General features: G+C 46.2%; 17 protein-coding genes and 3 tRNA genes. 9 read left to right on the top strand and 11 right to left on the bottom strand.

From position 1 onward, the window contains the following. Positions 1-160: 160 nt before the first annotated feature. On the top strand, positions 161-1,300 hold the full coding sequence (locus EHO61_RS04950; protein WP_135812485.1) for a glycosyltransferase family 4 protein: 1,140 nt from the start codon (positions 161-163) through the stop codon (positions 1,298-1,300). Here EHO61_RS04950 and EHO61_RS04945 read toward each other — a convergent pair. The 4 genes from EHO61_RS04945 to EHO61_RS04930 all read right to left on the bottom strand — a co-directional run bounded on the left by EHO61_RS04945 (position 1,295) and on the right by EHO61_RS04930 (position 4,451). Next, on the bottom strand, positions 1,295-1,483 hold the full coding sequence (locus EHO61_RS04945) for a DUF1289 domain-containing protein (RefSeq protein WP_135812484.1): 189 nt from the start codon (positions 1,481-1,483) through the stop codon (positions 1,295-1,297). The two genes, EHO61_RS04950 and EHO61_RS04945, sit on opposite strands and share 6 nt — an antisense overlap. A 6-nt stretch (positions 1,484-1,489) precedes the next feature. Beyond that, positions 1,490-3,262 (bottom strand): cation:proton antiporter, encoded by a 1,773-nt coding sequence (locus EHO61_RS04940; RefSeq protein ID WP_135812483.1) that lies wholly within the window; start codon positions 3,260-3,262, stop codon positions 1,490-1,492. Between the two features lie 146 nt (positions 3,263-3,408). Then, on the bottom strand, positions 3,409-3,951 hold the full coding sequence (hpt, locus tag EHO61_RS04935) for a hypoxanthine phosphoribosyltransferase (RefSeq protein WP_135812482.1): 543 nt from the start codon (positions 3,949-3,951) through the stop codon (positions 3,409-3,411). Continuing rightward, positions 3,948-4,451 carry a SixA phosphatase family protein gene (locus tag EHO61_RS04930; protein ID WP_135812481.1) on the bottom strand — a complete coding sequence of 168 codons (504 nt, stop codon included), beginning with the start codon at positions 4,449-4,451 and terminating at the stop codon, positions 3,948-3,950. Before EHO61_RS04930 ends, hpt begins: the two co-directional genes overlap by 4 nt. Before the next feature lie 81 nt (positions 4,452-4,532). Here EHO61_RS04930 and EHO61_RS04925 point away from each other — a divergent pair, with 81 nt between their 5' ends. After that, positions 4,533-5,213 (top strand): hypothetical protein, encoded by a 681-nt coding sequence (locus tag EHO61_RS04925; protein WP_210415295.1) that lies wholly within the window; start codon positions 4,533-4,535, stop codon positions 5,211-5,213. Positions 5,214-5,234: 21 nt separating this feature from the next. Here EHO61_RS04925 and EHO61_RS04920 read toward each other — a convergent pair whose 3' ends face one another. The 7 genes from EHO61_RS04920 to EHO61_RS04890 all read right to left on the bottom strand — a co-directional run bounded on the left by EHO61_RS04920 (position 5,235) and on the right by EHO61_RS04890 (position 12,981). After that, on the bottom strand, positions 5,235-5,786 hold the full coding sequence (locus tag EHO61_RS04920) for a hypothetical protein (protein WP_135812480.1): 552 nt from the start codon (positions 5,784-5,786) through the stop codon (positions 5,235-5,237). A 10-nt stretch (positions 5,787-5,796) separates the two neighbouring features. Then, positions 5,797-7,272 (bottom strand): pappalysin-1 domain protein, encoded by a 1,476-nt coding sequence (locus EHO61_RS04915; protein WP_135812479.1) that lies wholly within the window; start codon positions 7,270-7,272, stop codon positions 5,797-5,799. Between the two features lie 111 nt (positions 7,273-7,383). Further along, positions 7,384-8,490, bottom strand: coding sequence for a quinone-dependent dihydroorotate dehydrogenase (locus EHO61_RS04910; RefSeq protein WP_135812478.1), 1,107 nt, complete (start codon positions 8,488-8,490; stop codon positions 7,384-7,386). 1 nt (position 8,491) lies between these two features. Further along, complete coding sequence (locus EHO61_RS04905) at positions 8,492-9,559, bottom strand: ABC transporter permease (RefSeq protein WP_135812477.1); 1,068 nt, start codon at positions 9,557-9,559, stop codon at positions 8,492-8,494. Then, on the bottom strand, positions 9,556-10,497 hold the full coding sequence (locus EHO61_RS04900) for an ABC transporter ATP-binding protein (RefSeq protein ID WP_135812476.1): 942 nt from the start codon (positions 10,495-10,497) through the stop codon (positions 9,556-9,558). Before EHO61_RS04900 ends, EHO61_RS04905 begins: the two co-directional genes overlap by 4 nt. 88 nt (positions 10,498-10,585) lie before the next feature. Further along, the gene (locus tag EHO61_RS04895) at positions 10,586-11,587 is read right to left on the bottom strand and encodes a patatin-like phospholipase family protein (RefSeq protein WP_135812475.1); all 1,002 of its coding nucleotides are present in this window, start codon (positions 11,585-11,587) and stop codon (positions 10,586-10,588) included. A gap of 122 nt (positions 11,588-11,709) precedes the next feature. Continuing rightward, on the bottom strand, positions 11,710-12,981 hold the full coding sequence (locus EHO61_RS04890) for a class I SAM-dependent RNA methyltransferase (protein ID WP_135812474.1): 1,272 nt from the start codon (positions 12,979-12,981) through the stop codon (positions 11,710-11,712). Between the two features lie 54 nt (positions 12,982-13,035). On the opposite strand from EHO61_RS04890, the gene EHO61_RS04885 reads away from it, so the two are divergent. The 7 genes from EHO61_RS04885 to EHO61_RS04855 all read left to right on the top strand — a co-directional run bounded on the left by EHO61_RS04885 (position 13,036) and on the right by EHO61_RS04855 (position 15,019). Then, positions 13,036-13,120, top strand: a tRNA-Ser gene (locus tag EHO61_RS04885). Positions 13,121-13,133: 13 nt separating this feature from the next. Then, a tRNA-Ser gene (locus EHO61_RS04880) sits at positions 13,134-13,222 on the top strand. Positions 13,223-13,267: 45 nt separating this feature from the next. Further along, positions 13,268-13,714, top strand: a complete 447-nt coding sequence (locus EHO61_RS04875) for a hypothetical protein (protein ID WP_135812473.1) — start codon at positions 13,268-13,270, stop codon at positions 13,712-13,714. Then, positions 13,668-14,102 (top strand): hypothetical protein, encoded by a 435-nt coding sequence (locus EHO61_RS04870; protein WP_135812472.1) that lies wholly within the window; start codon positions 13,668-13,670, stop codon positions 14,100-14,102. Before EHO61_RS04875 ends, EHO61_RS04870 begins: the two co-directional genes overlap by 47 nt. 5 nt (positions 14,103-14,107) lie before the next feature. After that, positions 14,108-14,184, top strand: a tRNA-Arg gene (locus EHO61_RS04865). Between the two features lie 195 nt (positions 14,185-14,379). Next, positions 14,380-14,559 carry a hypothetical protein gene (locus tag EHO61_RS04860; RefSeq protein WP_135767079.1) on the top strand — a complete coding sequence of 60 codons (180 nt, stop codon included), beginning with the start codon at positions 14,380-14,382 and terminating at the stop codon, positions 14,557-14,559. Then, positions 14,543-15,019, top strand: a complete 477-nt coding sequence (locus tag EHO61_RS04855; protein ID WP_135812471.1) for a WbuC family cupin fold metalloprotein — start codon at positions 14,543-14,545, stop codon at positions 15,017-15,019. Before EHO61_RS04860 ends, EHO61_RS04855 begins: the two co-directional genes overlap by 17 nt. Positions 15,020-15,345: the final 326 nt, after the last annotated feature.

Below are 15,345 nucleotides of genomic sequence, written 5' to 3'. Positions count from 1 at the left end.
TCGAACCCTCTTTCGAATAATGAACCTTTTTCGTTTTATCGCGAAAAAAGACAATACTTAGACGAAGAAAAAAAAGCTTGTTCCTTCCTGCGGAACAAATCGGACAAAAAAGCGTAAGACTTGCCAATCTCGGTCCAACACCGAAAATGACTCGATCCGCATGGAATCTCCCATTTTAAAGATAGGCTACGACGCAAGAATGATCGCACATTCCGGAATCGGAATGCGGATCCGAGGAATTCTTTCGGAACTCCCGAAGATCGCGGAAAAAAACGGAATAGAGATCACCGTCCTAGGATCCAGGGAAAAGCTGGAAGCATCCGGATTAGACTCTTCCATTCTTTCATTCTATAAATTCATACCCTATGATGCTCCCGTCTACTCCCTCCGGGAGATGTGGGGAATTTCGGAAATGCGGGAATTCGATATTTTGGATATTCCTCATTTCAATGCGCCCTTACGTTATTTGGAAAAATGCATAGTGACGATTCACGATATTATTCCGTTCCGTTTGAAGCAATTCCATTCCTCACCCGCGAAACAGATTTATATGCACCTCGTTTTTTCCCTACTCAGGTCGGGGGCGGCGCGTATAATAACGGTCTCCGATTTTACGGCTAAGGATTTGGAGGAAGTATTCGGATTTTCCCCATCGACCATGCGAACCGTCTATAACGGAATCGATTTCGGTCTTTTCCATCCGAGACCCGCAAAGGAAATTCAGGCATTCCGCCGCAAGTACGGTCTGGAGCAAAATTATCTACTCAGCGTCGGAATCGGAAAAGAACATAAAAATCTCGGCTTCGTATTGAACGTTCTGAAAGGCCTCTGGTCTTTGGGAAAAACCGAAAGACAATGGGTGATCGCAGGAGCGGATGGAAAACTCCCGGAATATCTGAAAGCGGACGCTTCCGGATGGGAGGACAAGATTCGAATCCTTCCCCGGTTGGAACCGGAAGAACTGAGCGTTCTCTACTCTAGCGCGGGGCTTCTGCTTTTCCCTTCTTTGTACGAAGGTTTCGGCTTTCCTCCTTTAGAAGCGCAAGCCTGCGGATGTCCGGTATTTTCCTCCGATTCGAGCGCAATGCCGGAAATTTTAGGGAAATCCGCGTTTTATTTCTCACCTATGGATAGGGACGGCTTCGAGTCCGGTCTATTAGAACTTTTGCATAAACCGAAGATCGCAACCTCAAAAAAGCGACTCGCAACCTCGAATGTAAAAAAATACGATTGGAAAATTTCCGCAAAAAAAACGGTGGAAGAATACTTACTCTTAGCGAGAAAAAAGAAACGTCTATAAAGGATCCTTAGGTAAAACGGAGGCCGATTTCCGATCCAAAAGTTGCGACCGGATCCGTTTTCTTTCCTCTTCCGTATAGGCCGTCCACATTCCGATCTCTTCCAAGGTTCGAAAGCAGCCTTGGCAGAATCCGGTTTCCGGATCCATTTCGCAGACTTTTATACAAGGGGATCTGACGATCATAAAAACTTATCTCGGCGAAGGTTTCTTCTTCTTAGACGTAGCCGATTTTCTCTTATCGCCTTTTTCGGAAATTAGAGTGTTTCGATTTCCTTCCACCATTTCCTTCAAATCCGTAAAAAGGGAAAGCCCCGATAATCGTCCGGGTACGATCACATGAGACGCTCCGTTATTCTTCAAAACCCCGGCTTCCGCGATATCATCCGTCGTCAAAATGAACTGAGGCTGGTGGTCCCTACAGATACTTTTTAAAGATTCCAATAGTCGGCGGTTTGTCGTTCCCTTAAGAATCATATCCGAGATCGTACATACCACGTATCTGGCTTCCTCTATGCCTAAGTGATGCAGACTTTCTGGATGCGCCAAATCCCCGTAGGCCCATCGTATTCCCTTAGATTCGAGCGTTTGCCTATAAATCGGATTAAAATCCACGACTAAGATCCGCTTCAACCAAGACGGCCTTTCTTTCTCTATTCCTTCGATCAATCCCTGGGCGATCCGGAAATAACCGAGAAGCACGATATCGCGCTTCGGTTCCCCCGTGACCTGCGATTCCAACGGCTCCCTCGCTTCCCGAATTCCCAAAACGGATAAAAACGACAGAATCCCTCTCGCAATCTTATCGTTAAACAGAATCACATACGTGGACACGATGGACGCAAGGATCATGGAAGTAAGAACGATCGCCTGAAGCTCTTTTCCGATATGTTCTTTTTGTACTCCCAAAGCCAAAATAACTAGGGAGAATTCGGAGATTTGAGCCAGATTCAATCCCGCAATGATTCCGGCCCGAAGACCCTTTCCTGAAAGAAAGACGGTAGGCGCCACGATCAAAACCCGGCTCAAAATTACGAAACCTACCGCCAAAAAAGCGATCCGAAGATCGTCGAAATCCGGCGTTTGGATCTTCATCCCGAGCGCCACGAAAAACAAAGTGATGAAAAAATCGCGTATCCCTGAGAGCTTACTAATAACGTCCGCTCCGTACGGAAAGGCGGCTATGCTGACCCCCGCAATCAAAGCTCCCATTTCCTTGGATAACTCCGCTTTTTCCGCGATCCCGCACAGCAGAAAACACCAGGCAATGGAAGTAATCAAAATCAGTTCGGGCTTTGCCGCAGCCGCCAAAAAGAGACGGGAAAGTAAATAGCGGCTAATGACGAATGCGAACACTACCAAAGCGGTTCCTTTCAATAAGGAAGTGGTCACGTTCAGAATTCTCGGATCCTGGAGGTCCGGCTGAATCCCCATGAATAAGATAGCCCAGATATCCTGTAGTACTAGAACTCCGATCGTTAAGCGACCTGGCACGGTACTGATTTCGAACTTATCGTGCAGAAGTTTGACGACGATCATAGTCGAGCTCAAAGATAAGGCGATCGCGAAGTACAATAGATCGAAATTTCCGGAGCCTTTGGAAAATACGCTTTCGAACGCAAACCAAGCAAACGCGACGCCCACAAAAAATTGAACTATGCCCAGAACGAACATGGACAAGCCCATGCGAGCTAATTCCTTTAGATCGATTTCCAGACCGATGATGAATAAGAGTAGAATCAGCCCGATTTCGGATATGAGCTCTATGCTCTCTTCTCCGTGGACATAACCGATTCCTAATTTGGAGTCGATAAAAGGCCCGAATAACGGACCGATCGCTAGGCCCGCCAAAACGTAGCCTAAGACCAGGGGTTGCTTGAACACCTTTGCAATATGAGAAAATAACGTGGCAAAAATAATGCTTAAGGCGATGTCGGTGAGTAGGCTGACCGAATGGTGATCCATTTTGTGAGATCCGAGATTGGTTTGCGTCCAAAGGTAGAAAGCAAAGTCGTACAAAAAAGACTTTTTTAAAAAAGTCCGGCTTTCCCATTCTAATTTTTATGGAACCAGGATTCCATCTTGTCAGGTTCGAAAGGAAAAAGCGGAATCTAGTCCTCGAAAACGTATATGTCCGGAAGGTTACGGAATCTTCCGTCGAAATCCAATCCATATCCGACTACAAACTCGTTACCGATACGCCAGCCTATGTATTTTACGGGATATTCCACGTTCTCCATGCCTTCTTTACAAAGAAGGGACACTACTTCCAAAGTCATAGGGTTACGGGAAAGGATGTGCCGGATCAGAAATTTCAGTGTGAGTCCCGTATCGACTATGTCCTCCAAAAGCAGTACATGACGGTCCGTAATATCGGAGTCCAGATCCTTTAGCAATTCTACCCTTCCGCTCGATCCTTTTCCGGAATAAGACTTTGCCTGTAGAAAGTCCACTTCTACGGGAAAGGGAATGGCTCTCGTCAAATCCGAAAAAAAATAAACACCCCCTCTCAGTACGCAAACGAGTACGGGTTCCTTTCCTAGATAATCCGTCGCTATCCGTTCTCCTATTTGAGCGACTCTCGATTCGATTTCCTGCCGAGAGATTAGCGGTTTTAGAAAAGGGTTCTGTGGAAGAATAAAATCGTTTTTCATGGAATCCAAAACCTCTGCATTTGACAGGGGACAGCTCCGCAATCCTTCCAGTCCGTAGAATTCAATACCAGAGACAGAAACCCGGAAGTCGGAAACTTTAAGAAGAGCGATTCGGGGAAAGTTTCCTTCTTCCCGAAAATCAATCTTTCGGCAAGGTTCTCCAACCCGGGATTATGGCCAACGATTAATACGTTATCTAAATCGTATTCCAACTTCCTTAATAATTCCAAAAGCTCGGATCCTTCCGCTTCATAAAGAGAAGAGACAAAATTCACGTTCTTTGCAAGAGGTTCGGGCACGTTTAATATGCGGAAAGTTTCCTTCGTTCTTTCCGAAGGGGAGACCAAGGCAAGATCTGTCGAAAAGGAGATTTTGTTCAGATATTTCCGTAGTGTTTTCGCGTTCTTTCGTCCCCGTTCTGATAACGGGCGTTCTTTGTCGCGCGAATACGAAGTTTCCCAATCCGATTTGGAATGCCGGATCAAATAAATCGACTTCAAGAACTCGCCTCCGATTCGGAAATAGTGAAATAGGGGAATTTCATTGACAAGGATCTTTCAAGTGGATACAAATTCCGATCTATGGCGAAAGTACTTCTAATGACAGGAGCGGTTCTACTTCTGTTTTCGCCTTTATACATCACGGCACAAATTGCGGGTCCTCCCGACGAGGAAAAAGCCAAGAAGGAACTACAAACGCAATGGACCAAGCGATTTCCCGGAGATAAAGTCCTAAGCATACATTCCACCGGAAAACCTAGATTGATCGAGGGAGATACGTCCGAAGATTCCACTCCCGATGTTCGCTATAAGTTCTCCTTCTTTTTGACTGCGCGGAACAAGGACGGTAGAACGACAAAGACTCCTGTGGGCGTGATTTTCCAGTTTACGAGAAATAAAGGCTGGATCTTTGCCGATATCGGACTAGCTCGGTCAGTAGTTCTGACCGAAGCTGGAAAAGAGCCTCCGAGTAAAGAGGAAGCATACCAACTTGCGGAATCCGCAATCTTCGAGGAAAAAGGCAGAACGAATAAGACTCTGGATTCCTTACGGTTAAGCGAACCCGAATTCGGACAAAATTCCACGCTCAGTAAGGAACAATTTTGGTTTCGCTATGAAGGGGAGTTTGAACTTTCCGAAAACGGAACGAAGACTATCTGTTCGGATATCGTTCTAAGAATGGTCAAGGAAGGGACCTCCGCTACCGAATGGAAGGTGGAATGGGAAGACAGAGGAAAATGTCGTCCCAAGGAAGATCCCTGAATCTTTCCGGGAATTTTCGATCTAAGGATTCGCTTTGATGAAAAAATTCCCCTGCTTTCCCTTCGACCGAGAAGCAGGGATCTTTTCCGTATCAGCAAATTCTCCATTTCGAACCTTTTGCATTAGTAAAACGGAATCTTTTCCTAATAATGGATGGTTTGCAAATCCGCCCAAAAACTGTAATACCCTAGCGTTTTTTTTCGATCCGAAATTTTTCGCGTATGAGACCAATCCGGAAGTCCTTACGGAAGGATGCACGGTCTCATCCGAAACGATTTTTTCCAACGAAGATGCGGCTCCGTCGGATTGGAACCTACCGATAAAATCCAGGATCGCTTTTTGCTCATAGACTCGGACTCCGCTATCTTTTAAGATACCGTTCAAATACGGAATCGGATCGGAAGATAAGCCGGATATCCTGGCGTATTGGTCGTCCCGATTCGTATGCCCCGTCTCGCTCGTGATTTCCCGAATTTTGTTCTTGATCTTTGGATCCAAAAATTGTGCAAATACGTCGGACGGTAACTGGACCACCAGCAGAAAAAAGACGGCGAAGATGGATTCCTTTTTCATTTCAATTTTCCTAATAAGCCAAAGGATTCGAGCGTAAAACCCAACCCTGTTCGCCGGTTAATTGGGATTGATTAACGCTCGCGTTTCCTAACGGAAACATGAGATTCAAACCCCCTGAATTATAGAAACCCGATCCTAAACATCCGGAAATCGTAATTTGACCGTTGGTTCCCGGGTTACGACATTCGGGAGTTTCGGGTAGTGGGTCTACATATACCTGAGAGGATTGATCTATCTCGACCGGATGATATAATCCTAAGAAATGCGAACCTTCATGAGCGATCGTATTTGCGAGAAAGGTAAGATCGTTATCCGATAGATTTCCGCCTGCAACACCGGAAGATCGATGGTTTTCTATAAAAACGGCCATCCCTGATTTAGGAGTTCCGATCTTCCCCGGTAAGCCGGGGATTCCGGCAGCGATTCCCAAAAGACCGTCATGGAGTTTCGGATTCACTGACGAGGAAAGTTCGGAAATAAAAAATACGTTCAACGCGTTCGGATCCTGCGCTGCAGAGGAGGTAGTGTACAATTTTGCCAAAGAACAATTCGTAGGACTAGTCGCGGAATCGTTGAAGATGTCGGAAATTTCGAAGCGGTTTCCGTTCGTTACGTCTCCGCAGGACGCCGCATCATATACGTAATAAGAAAAGGAAAGATCGATTCCGACGGAAGGTTGACCGAAAATCTGAATGAGCCTCGCGGTAAGTGCGTTCGATCCGACCAGCGCGGTAAAAAAAGTCGGATTCGTAAAGACCTGGCTCGCTCCGTTATTCACCTCTATGAATCGGATCGTAAGTCTTTTTCTGGACTGCCAAACCTTACTCAGACCGGTTTGCGAACTTCCGACAACCCCTCCTTGCTCCGGTCGAAATTTATATTCTTCGCAAGTTTGAGGGATATTATTGACCACTTTCCAACCTGAGATAGAAGACGTGATCGCTGATGCGGTCGTCACCATGTACGTCCTGAGTTGGCTATTCGTTCCGAAGTTGTCATAGCCCGATCCGGGAGCCGCGTAATCGGGGGAAGCCCCTACGGGAAACGAAGTAGTGGAAGAATAAGTTCCTCCGCCTTCGTCCTTATTGATCGAACTCTCACCGAAAGCCCCCGCTGCAGTCCAGTACCCGGCCATCATCGCGCTGGAATTTGTCTGATTTTGGGATGCGTAAAGGATCCCCATAGGATTGTATCTGCCGAGACCCGTCCAAGAATCGTATCCGTTCAAATAAATGGTTCCGATTCCGGATTGGTACGCCGAATCGTAAACACTGTAACTCGGATTTATAGCGGATAACGTATATTGCGGAGAGCTCGGAAGATTGGTTCGTACATTCTCACTCGGATCGCAATGGTATTTTATTTCGTCGACGATCATTAGTCCCAAAAGTAGATCCGTATTATTATCCTTCTTGCCCGATTTAGAGCAGGAAAGTAAAAGTAACGGAAGGACGGTAAGGATCGATAGTGACGTAATTTTTTTCATATAATTCTATTTTATCAGGTTTTCCGACGCCATCCGTTGCAAAACTAAAGGTCGCGCTTTTCCGACAAAGAGGGCAATCCTATTTTTCGCCTTGATTCGACGGCTTCCCAATTATAAGGATTGTTTTCCCACAATTTCCGAAACCGATTTGGCCCCAAACTTTTCCAAGGTTTTGTCCAAAAATTCCAGGATCCGTAAGGGCAAAAAGGGACCTTGGTATATATAACCGGTATACAGCTGGATTAAATCCGCCCCGGCCAAAATTTTTTCCAAGGCGGCTTCTCCGGAATCGACTCCTCCGACTCCGATGATCGGCAGCTTCCCCCGTAGCGTTTCATACGCAATCCGAATCAATCGAGTGGATCTATTGCGTAGAGGAAGACCGGAAACTCCCCCTTCGGATTCTACGTTAGGATATCTCTTTAGAACGGTTTTATCTATTGTGGTATTCGTCAGAACCACACCGGACATTCCGGACTCCGGCAGGCATTCCAACAATTCCCTCAGTTCCCTCTCATCCATATCCGGTGCAAACTTGACGAAAGTCGGAACAGGAAATCCGCCTCCTAAACCGCTTCGAATCCCGCCCGCCAACTTGCCAAAATTTTCCGGTTTTTGGAAATTCCTTAAGCCGGGAGTATTGGGAGAAGAAATATTGATCACGAGATAATCCGCAAATCCGATCAACTTACGGATGGAATAAAGGTAATCCTCCACCGCGTTTTCCTCGGATACGATTTTGGATTTCCCGACGTTGATTCCTCTTACTGCAATCCTATTCTGTCTTTGAACGGTATCTAAGACTCGGTCCGCCCCGGGATTGTTAAAGCCCATACGATTGATAAGAGCCTGGTCTTCGGGATAGCGAAAGACTCTCGGCTTAGGATTCCCGGGCTGCGATTGTCCGGTAACCGTTCCGATTTCGATGGAACCGAATCCCATCCTCGAAAGGAAAGGATACAGTTCGCCGGTTTTATCGAATCCCGCCGCAAGACCCACAGGGTTGGAAAATCGAATACCCGCAACTTCCGTTTCCAAGCGAGGGCTTTTAAAACATGTAGAATTTTCAATCGCGAAAAATGCGAACGGCAAATTCGACGATACATCCAGAAGTCTATACGCGAGAAGGTGAGCGGTTTCCGGATCTAGGTTCAGTAGGATCGGTTTGACGGTTTTTTCGTACGCCCATTGTTTCCAGCGGGAAGGTAAATTCAGCATTCTAAGACCATCGAAATATCCGAAGGCCCATTGTCAAAAAAACGAAGCCGAAGATCGTTAATAAAGCGCAAGCTGGTAAACAATCCACAAAGCTGGCACCTTCCACGAATACTGCACGCAAAGAATCCGCCATCAAAGTAAGAGGCAGATTCCGTACGACCGGAAGTACTATTTCCGGAAAATTTTTGTAACTGAAAAAGATTCCGGAAAGCACCATCATCGGGAAGGTGACGGCGTTCACTAAGCCGTTTCCTACCTGCGAACTTTGGGCTCGGGAACCTACCAAAATTCCGATACAAGCAAAGGAGAAATTTCCCGCTAGATACACCGCGACCGCACCCCAGACGGAACCGAAAAATGCGTTATCGAAAACCGTAAACGTGAACGTTAAAAATAGGATCGATTCGAGCACGGTAACGATCAATCTGGTAAAGAAAAACGAAAGCACGAAACCCAACTTATTCATAGGAGTAGCGGACATCCTTCTCAAAAGTTTCTTCATACGCATCTCGATCAGATTCCAACCGACTCCCCAAAGACAGGAATTCATCACTCCCATGGCGAGCATTCCCGGTACCAAATAATCTATATATCTGGTGCCTTTAGAATCCAAGGTCCGTATTCTAGCTCGGGCAGTTTCCATTTTAGATTCCGCGAGCAACGCGTTTGAAAGTAAAAGATAATCCCTTTGTGCATTGGAATTCTTGGGGTCAAAGGAAAACTCCAGATTGCCCTCCGAGTCCTCACTAACGATCAGATTCAATTCTCCTCGTTTCAATGCCCGGAACGCCTCGTCTTCGGATTGGATCTTCGGTCGAACGATCCCTAACCCATGAAGGTTGCCTCCTTCCGTCGTCGCAAACGCCGATTCGATCCTTTTACTTAGGCCTTCCGCATTCGGAGAAGTCGATAGGACCGCCGCCCTGGTTTCCAGGACTCCTCTCGTCGTAAACGCGAGTCCCAAAACTCCGGCAATCGCAATCGGAAAGACGAATGCCCAAAAAATGATTCCGGGCTCCCTATAAAATTCCTTCAGTTGGATCGTGACTAAATGATATATCTGTTTCATTCTCCGAGTCCTCTACCCGTCATCGAAAGAAATAAGTCATCCAAAGTTTTCTGGTGGCATTCCAATTCTTTCAATGCCAATCCTGCCTTGGAAAAAGAGTCTAACATCGCGGGAAGATATTCCGTGATCTTATCCACGAATACCCGACCTTCTTTGTTGGAGGGATTCCAAAGAAATTTGGAACGTCCGAGTTTAGGGAGAAAAACTTCCGGCTCTTTGCCGGCTCCGCCTTCCAAGGTAAATCTTACGATTTCTCCTCCGCCCATTTTTCCGAGTAATTCCGACAGAGTTCCTTGGTCCAAAATCGTTCCTTTATCCATTACGATGATTCTTTCGCAGAGTACTTCCGCCTCTTCCATATAGTGAGTCGTAAGGATCATCGTAGTACCTTCGATTCGAAGGTCTTCCAAAATCTTCCAAATGTCCCGTCGAGCTCCCGGATCCAAGCCGGTCGTCGGCTCGTCCAAAAAAAGAATTTCAGGACGATTCATAATGGAGACGCCTAAAGCGAGTCTTTGTCTCTGTCCTCCGGACAAACTGTTCACAAAGGTTTTTTTCTTTTCTGTCAGGCGGGTCAATTCCAGGATCTCGTTCAATCGTTGTTCCGGAGCTTTGTAGAAACTTCCGAACAGTTCCAGGGTTTCCCACACGGTAGCCTTATCCATGAACCGAGTTTCCTGCAGTGCTAGACCGATCTTTCCTCGAAGGAAAGATTCGTTGTCTTTCCAGGAAGCACCCAATATGGAGATTTTTCCGGAATCCGGAGATTGGATCCCTTCCAGCATTTCAATGAGAGTGGTCTTGCCTGCACCGTTCGGTCCAAGCAAAGCGACGAATTCCCCTTTTCGGATCTCCAAAGAAAGGGAATTCACCGCAGTTATGTCCTTGAATTTTTTGGTTACGTTTTGAACGGAAATAACAGTAGAAGAATTTAACACGATTCGAGCCTGGGGATCAGATTTCCATCCCGGTGATTATCCTTCGATTCTTTTTCCTACTCCGACGACATCCGTTTCGAATAGGGAATCAATTCCGCAAACGACTCGCTTTTTTAGCCCAGTCCCTTTTGAGATAATCGAGAATCCGTTCCTTATTCCTGCGTGCGTCCCTTTTGCCCAACTCGTATGTCTCGCGTACGCCGATCGCATTCGTATAATCGAAACTAGTAATGGGTAAAGGTTCGGAGGGATTCATCAAAAAGCAACGACCCAATAATCTCGGATCCTTGCCGACTAAAGTCGTGGATTCGTAATGGACACCGATAATCTTTGCGGACGGAGGAAACGCTTCCAAAAGGAGATTATTAGTCAGACCTCCGTCCAGATAATATTCCTTTCTATGCTTTTGAAAGGAAACTACCGGAGGAATCGAAGAGGAATTCAGGATAATCTGCTCGATCGTATTCGGATCCTGAAAATCCGATTCGGTAAAAAGGACTTCCTTCATGTTCCAATTCCGAAGAACACGGAACGTTCTCTCCGTATTCAAACCTCGATTTCGGTCCCGCTCATCCTCCAAGAAAGCTCTTCCGGTTTCGGCAATGAGACGCGCCAAACGAAACGTGTTTTTCAAAGAATCTCTCTTCGGAAAAGCGCGAATCGTATGGATATAAACCTTTGCGCCCGATTTGATGATCTTGGGAAAATCCATACCGAACCGGATGGTCTTTCTGTACATCTCTTCGTGCGGAAAAGCGGGTTCTCCACGAAAGAGTTTTGTGAAATAAAAATTACGCGGGTTCTTCCGAACGATTCTTTCGAAAAAAGCCACGGATTCTTCTTCGGATTCGCAGAGAAGACAGAGGACCATAGCGGCTCCCGCAGAAACTCCCGAAACTTGTCTGAGTTTCAATCCCCAGGATTTTAATTCGTGCCCGATTCCTAATCCGTAAAACGCCTTACATCCTCCGCCTGCGATAGCGAAGCAAATTTCGTTTTCCAACCATATCCCCTGGAACACTTCTCCCAGCTTTAAGTTCGATTCCTGGTTTTTTCGGGAAAGAAATTCTGTATCGTCGATGATTGGCATTGGATTCCGCCGGAGTACTTACAACTATTCCATGCGGAAAAGAAAGAGTTTAAAGCGATTTTTCGAACAAATCTCGGAAAAGAAATTTTTCTCCGGAAAAAATGAAAAAGAGAATTCGGGCTTTAAGAATGCGTTTTATTCCCGTTACGCTGGAGTCGAACCAGAACTTCGAAATGGTGCGTGCGCGGAAAGAAATCCGCAAGAACCAAATCCTCTATCCTATATCCGAACTCGTCCAAGGCGCGCAAATCCCGAGCTAAGGTAGTATGATTGCAACTGGAATAAATCAAAGAACGAGGCTTACGCAACTCCAAGGACGCCATGACTTTTTTCGCAGCGCCGGATCTTGGAGGATTCAAAATCCATAAGTCGGATTCCGAAGAAATCTTTTCGGGAAGGGACTCTTTTTCCAAATCCAGCACCTCGAAGGAAAGATTTTTCCTGCCCGCGGTCTCCGCATTTTCCCTCGCCATACGCACCGATCGTCCCGACAATTCATACCCGATCAGTCGTTTTATTTTCGCCGATAAAGAAAGACTGATCAAGCCGGCCCCGCAATAAAGCTCCAAAACGGATTCGGTTCCGGCGGGAATCCAAGAGCGGATCCGTTCCAGCCAAGGTTGGACCAAAAACCGATTCACTTGCGTAAATCCTCCGGCCGGAATCTTCCAAACCAGTCCCTCCTCGAAAAAAGGGCCGACGGTCGCTTCTTCCTTGTCGTACTCGAACACGGAATTTCCGAAAAACCTGAGTCGACATTCTTCCTTGTTTGTCCAGCGCGTGGAATCCTTAAGGACGAAAGAAAGATACTCGTTCATTTCTTTTGGAAGTTGCCTGCATCCCTCCTCCGGGAGGCGGACAAACAGATTCGAATTCTCCCTATAAAATCCGGGGAGAATTCCTTTTTTCGTACGGAGGAGCTTTATCTGTGCGGTATTTCGATAGTGATCGCTAGGACCGGACAAAATTGCGATGGCAGGCAAGCGTGATCGATCGAACTTCGCGATTCCTTGCAGAGTATCCAATAGAAGTCCTTTTTTAATATCGAGTTCTTCTTCATAAGACACATGTCTATAGGAGCAGCCTCCGCATTCCGGAAAGGAGGAACAGTCCGTACCGATCCGAGAAGGCGAAGAATTTCGGACGGATTTTACCCTGCCCCAAAGGAGCTCCGATTTTTCTTTCTCCAACAGAACGGTGACGATCTCTCCGGGAATTCCTGCCTTTATGAATGCGGTCTTACCTTCGGTATGGGCGATGGTTCTTCCTAGGTTCGCCCATCTTTCGAGTGCGATGTCCCTTATCTCGTTTTCTTCGGAAAGATTCCCGTTTTTCGATTTGGAATTCCGAAGGTTTTTTTTCAAATTCCAAGGACGGTTCTTTTCCGAGCCCATAACTAAATCACCTTGACAGGGGCCCCCTTCCTGTCAGTAAAGTATTCCTTAACCGGAGAAGTGGCCGAGTGGTTTAAGGCAGCGGTCTTGAAAACCGTCGTGGGGAAACTCACCGTGGGTTCGAATCCTACCTTCTCCGGATAGGAACGAATGGAGATGTGCCTGAGCGGTCGAAAGGAGCAGTTTGCTAAACTGTCGTATGGGGTAACCTGTACCCAGGGTTCGAATCCCTGCGTCTCCGAATGTTCCCTCCTTTCCGTCTGACACAGCCAGGAAGAAAGAAAATATGTCCTCCCAGAGATTCAATACCCGGGAATTCCTGGAAGATGTTAGAAAACTTTTAGAAGGAGAGGAATACCCGAACTCCTTCGCCGCGATCTCTTATATCCCTTTTTTCGGATGGTTCCTGCCTTGGTTTTTTAGAAAACACCAGGAGATCTGCAAATTCCACGCAATCCAAGCGATGAAGCTAAATGCCGGATTCGTATTTTTGTATCTGGTGGTCTGGTTTCTCCGAGAATTCCCGATCTTAAGTTCCATTTTGAAATTGATTCGCGCCAATCCTATCGTTACGGATTTCTTAAGTTACGTAGCTTGGGTTCTTTTAACGGGATATAGCGTCCTCGGCGCATTATGGGCGTACCAAGGCAAAAAAACAGTATTACCTTTCTTTCCGGAAATAGAAAATGAAGTTCGAAAAATACTCGGTAAAATTCGCGGAACTCAAGGATAAGTTTTTCGCTCGCCTCGAACCGGAACTCAAACGGGGAAGAGAATTCGCGACTTCGGAAACCTTCCGCGTGTATCTCGTGACTCTTCCCTTATTCGGGAATTGGCTCCTCGGATTCACCTTCTTTCCGGGAGAAGAAACCGTTCTCAGATATTCCAAGCTTTCATTCCTAAACCTATTGTACTTCGTGGGATTTCTTTTCTCTTCCTGGATCCTTTCCTGGATTCCGTTTGCGGGCCCCTGGCTGGGAAATCTATCGCATCTGATCGGAATTGTCGTCTATGTCGGTCTATCCGGTTTCTTGCTATACAATTACTCTAAGGGAAAAAAACTGGTCCCGAAACTCCCGGAAGAGCATCTAGCGCTTCTGGAGAGAAAATTTTTTCATTAAAATCCGCGCCCTTAGCTCAGATGGATAGAGTATTTGACTACGGATCAAAGGGTCGGAGGTTCGAATCCTTCAGGGCGCGCCACTTCTTTCTTTAAAATCCTTCGGATCCAAGTATCATCCCTTTTTCTTTCTACCATTTTCGCTCCGAGTTCATCCTTTTATAAAGAGACATAATATGCTGGTCTTGGTATAAATTCTTTTGTTTTTTTTCCTCTAACACTTGACATTTATACTGAGTCTCAAAAACGATAGTACCGTTAGGATAGAGGCCTGTTGGATGGAAAAATGCCATTGCGCTCAAGTGAGATTCGAAACGATCGTACAAAGAGCCGTCTCCGAAGGGAAAGATTATAGAGAGGTAGTACGATCCTGTGGTGCTGCGGATACCTGCACTGCATGCAAAGACTACCTTGTAGCCTATTGTGAAGAGCGATTAAACCTTGCCGCGACTCGATAGAGAATATATAGAAGAATCACTTTACCGGCGACTCCTACAGGAAGCTGCCGCGTCCCCCCGAAAGAGAACAAATCACAATTTTCACGAACTCTCGGAACCGTACCAAAGGTTCCTGAATGTGCTTACAAAGGACACGTACGTCCAACCCCATCGACATAAAAATCCTCCCAAGCCGGAAACGTTTTTAGCACTCCGGGGAAAACTGGGGTTCATTCTCTTCCGAGAAGACGGAAGCGTTCTGGAGACCCAAATTTTGAGTTCGGAAGGACCCGTATACGGAATCGATATTCTTCCGGGAATTTACCATACAGTCGTCTGCCTTTCCGAACATTGTATCTGTTTCGAAGGAAAGTCGGGACCTTACGATCCTCAGTCGGACAAGGAATTTGCCACATGGTGTCCTCCGGAGTCGGACCCGAGCAAAGAAGAGTACCTGAATTTTCTACGTTCTCTTTTTTAATTTTTGAGAAGGTCCTTTTTCCCCAAAAGGGATTCTTACTTAAATTCTTTCTCTTGAATCGAATAGGATTTCGTACAACTCTCGGATTTTCCGCAAGTTTCGACCCGGCAATGTAGGAAAAGGAATGATCCTTGTACTTCCTGCTTCGAACGGGGCCTTTTTTTCTTCTTCCGTTTCGGAAAGATTATGTCCGTTAAATCGAGGGAGATTCTCTCTCTCCATGTTTTATAGATTCGGAAAACGAAGAGTCGGAATTCACTCTTTCTCGAGAGAATTTTCTTTTACGAAGGAGGAAAATCCGGTTTGAAATTTACTAAAACTGTTGC

The sequence above is a fragment of the Leptospira fluminis genome (assembly GCF_004771275.1).
GTDB lineage: Bacteria > Spirochaetota > Leptospiria > Leptospirales > Leptospiraceae > Leptospira_B > Leptospira_B fluminis.
This window is presented reverse-complemented; position numbering and strand designations above follow the sequence as displayed.

Excerpts from the sequence above, each read along its gene's own strand:
- EHO61_RS04860 (WP_135767079.1), top strand. The coding sequence starts at position 14,380 with ATGGAAAAATGCCATTGCGCTCAAGTGAGATTCGAAACGATCGTACAA.
- EHO61_RS04915 (WP_135812479.1), bottom strand. The coding sequence starts at position 7,272 with ATGAAAAAAATTACGTCACTATCGATCCTTACCGTCCTTCCGTTACTT.
- EHO61_RS04910 (WP_135812478.1), bottom strand. The coding sequence starts at position 8,490 with ATGCTGAATTTACCTTCCCGCTGGAAACAATGGGCGTACGAAAAAACC.
- EHO61_RS04895 (WP_135812475.1), bottom strand. The coding sequence starts at position 11,587 with ATGCCAATCATCGACGATACAGAATTTCTTTCCCGAAAAAACCAGGAA.
- EHO61_RS04925 (WP_210415295.1), top strand. The coding sequence starts at position 4,533 with ATGGCGAAAGTACTTCTAATGACAGGAGCGGTTCTACTTCTGTTTTCG.
- EHO61_RS04950 (WP_135812485.1), top strand. The coding sequence starts at position 161 with ATGGAATCTCCCATTTTAAAGATAGGCTACGACGCAAGAATGATCGCA.
- EHO61_RS04870 (WP_135812472.1), top strand. The coding sequence starts at position 13,668 with ATGAAGTTCGAAAAATACTCGGTAAAATTCGCGGAACTCAAGGATAAG.
- hpt (WP_135812482.1), bottom strand. The coding sequence starts at position 3,951 with ATGAAAAACGATTTTATTCTTCCACAGAACCCTTTTCTAAAACCGCTA.
- EHO61_RS04905 (WP_135812477.1), bottom strand. The coding sequence starts at position 9,559 with ATGAAACAGATATATCATTTAGTCACGATCCAACTGAAGGAATTTTAT.
- EHO61_RS04920 (WP_135812480.1), bottom strand. The coding sequence starts at position 5,786 with ATGAAAAAGGAATCCATCTTCGCCGTCTTTTTTCTGCTGGTGGTCCAG.
- EHO61_RS04945 (WP_135812484.1), bottom strand. The coding sequence starts at position 1,483 with ATGATCGTCAGATCCCCTTGTATAAAAGTCTGCGAAATGGATCCGGAA.
- EHO61_RS04940 (WP_135812483.1), bottom strand. The coding sequence starts at position 3,262 with ATGGATCACCATTCGGTCAGCCTACTCACCGACATCGCCTTAAGCATT.
- EHO61_RS04875 (WP_135812473.1), top strand. The coding sequence starts at position 13,268 with ATGTCCTCCCAGAGATTCAATACCCGGGAATTCCTGGAAGATGTTAGA.
- EHO61_RS04890 (WP_135812474.1), bottom strand. The coding sequence starts at position 12,981 with ATGGGCTCGGAAAAGAACCGTCCTTGGAATTTGAAAAAAAACCTTCGG.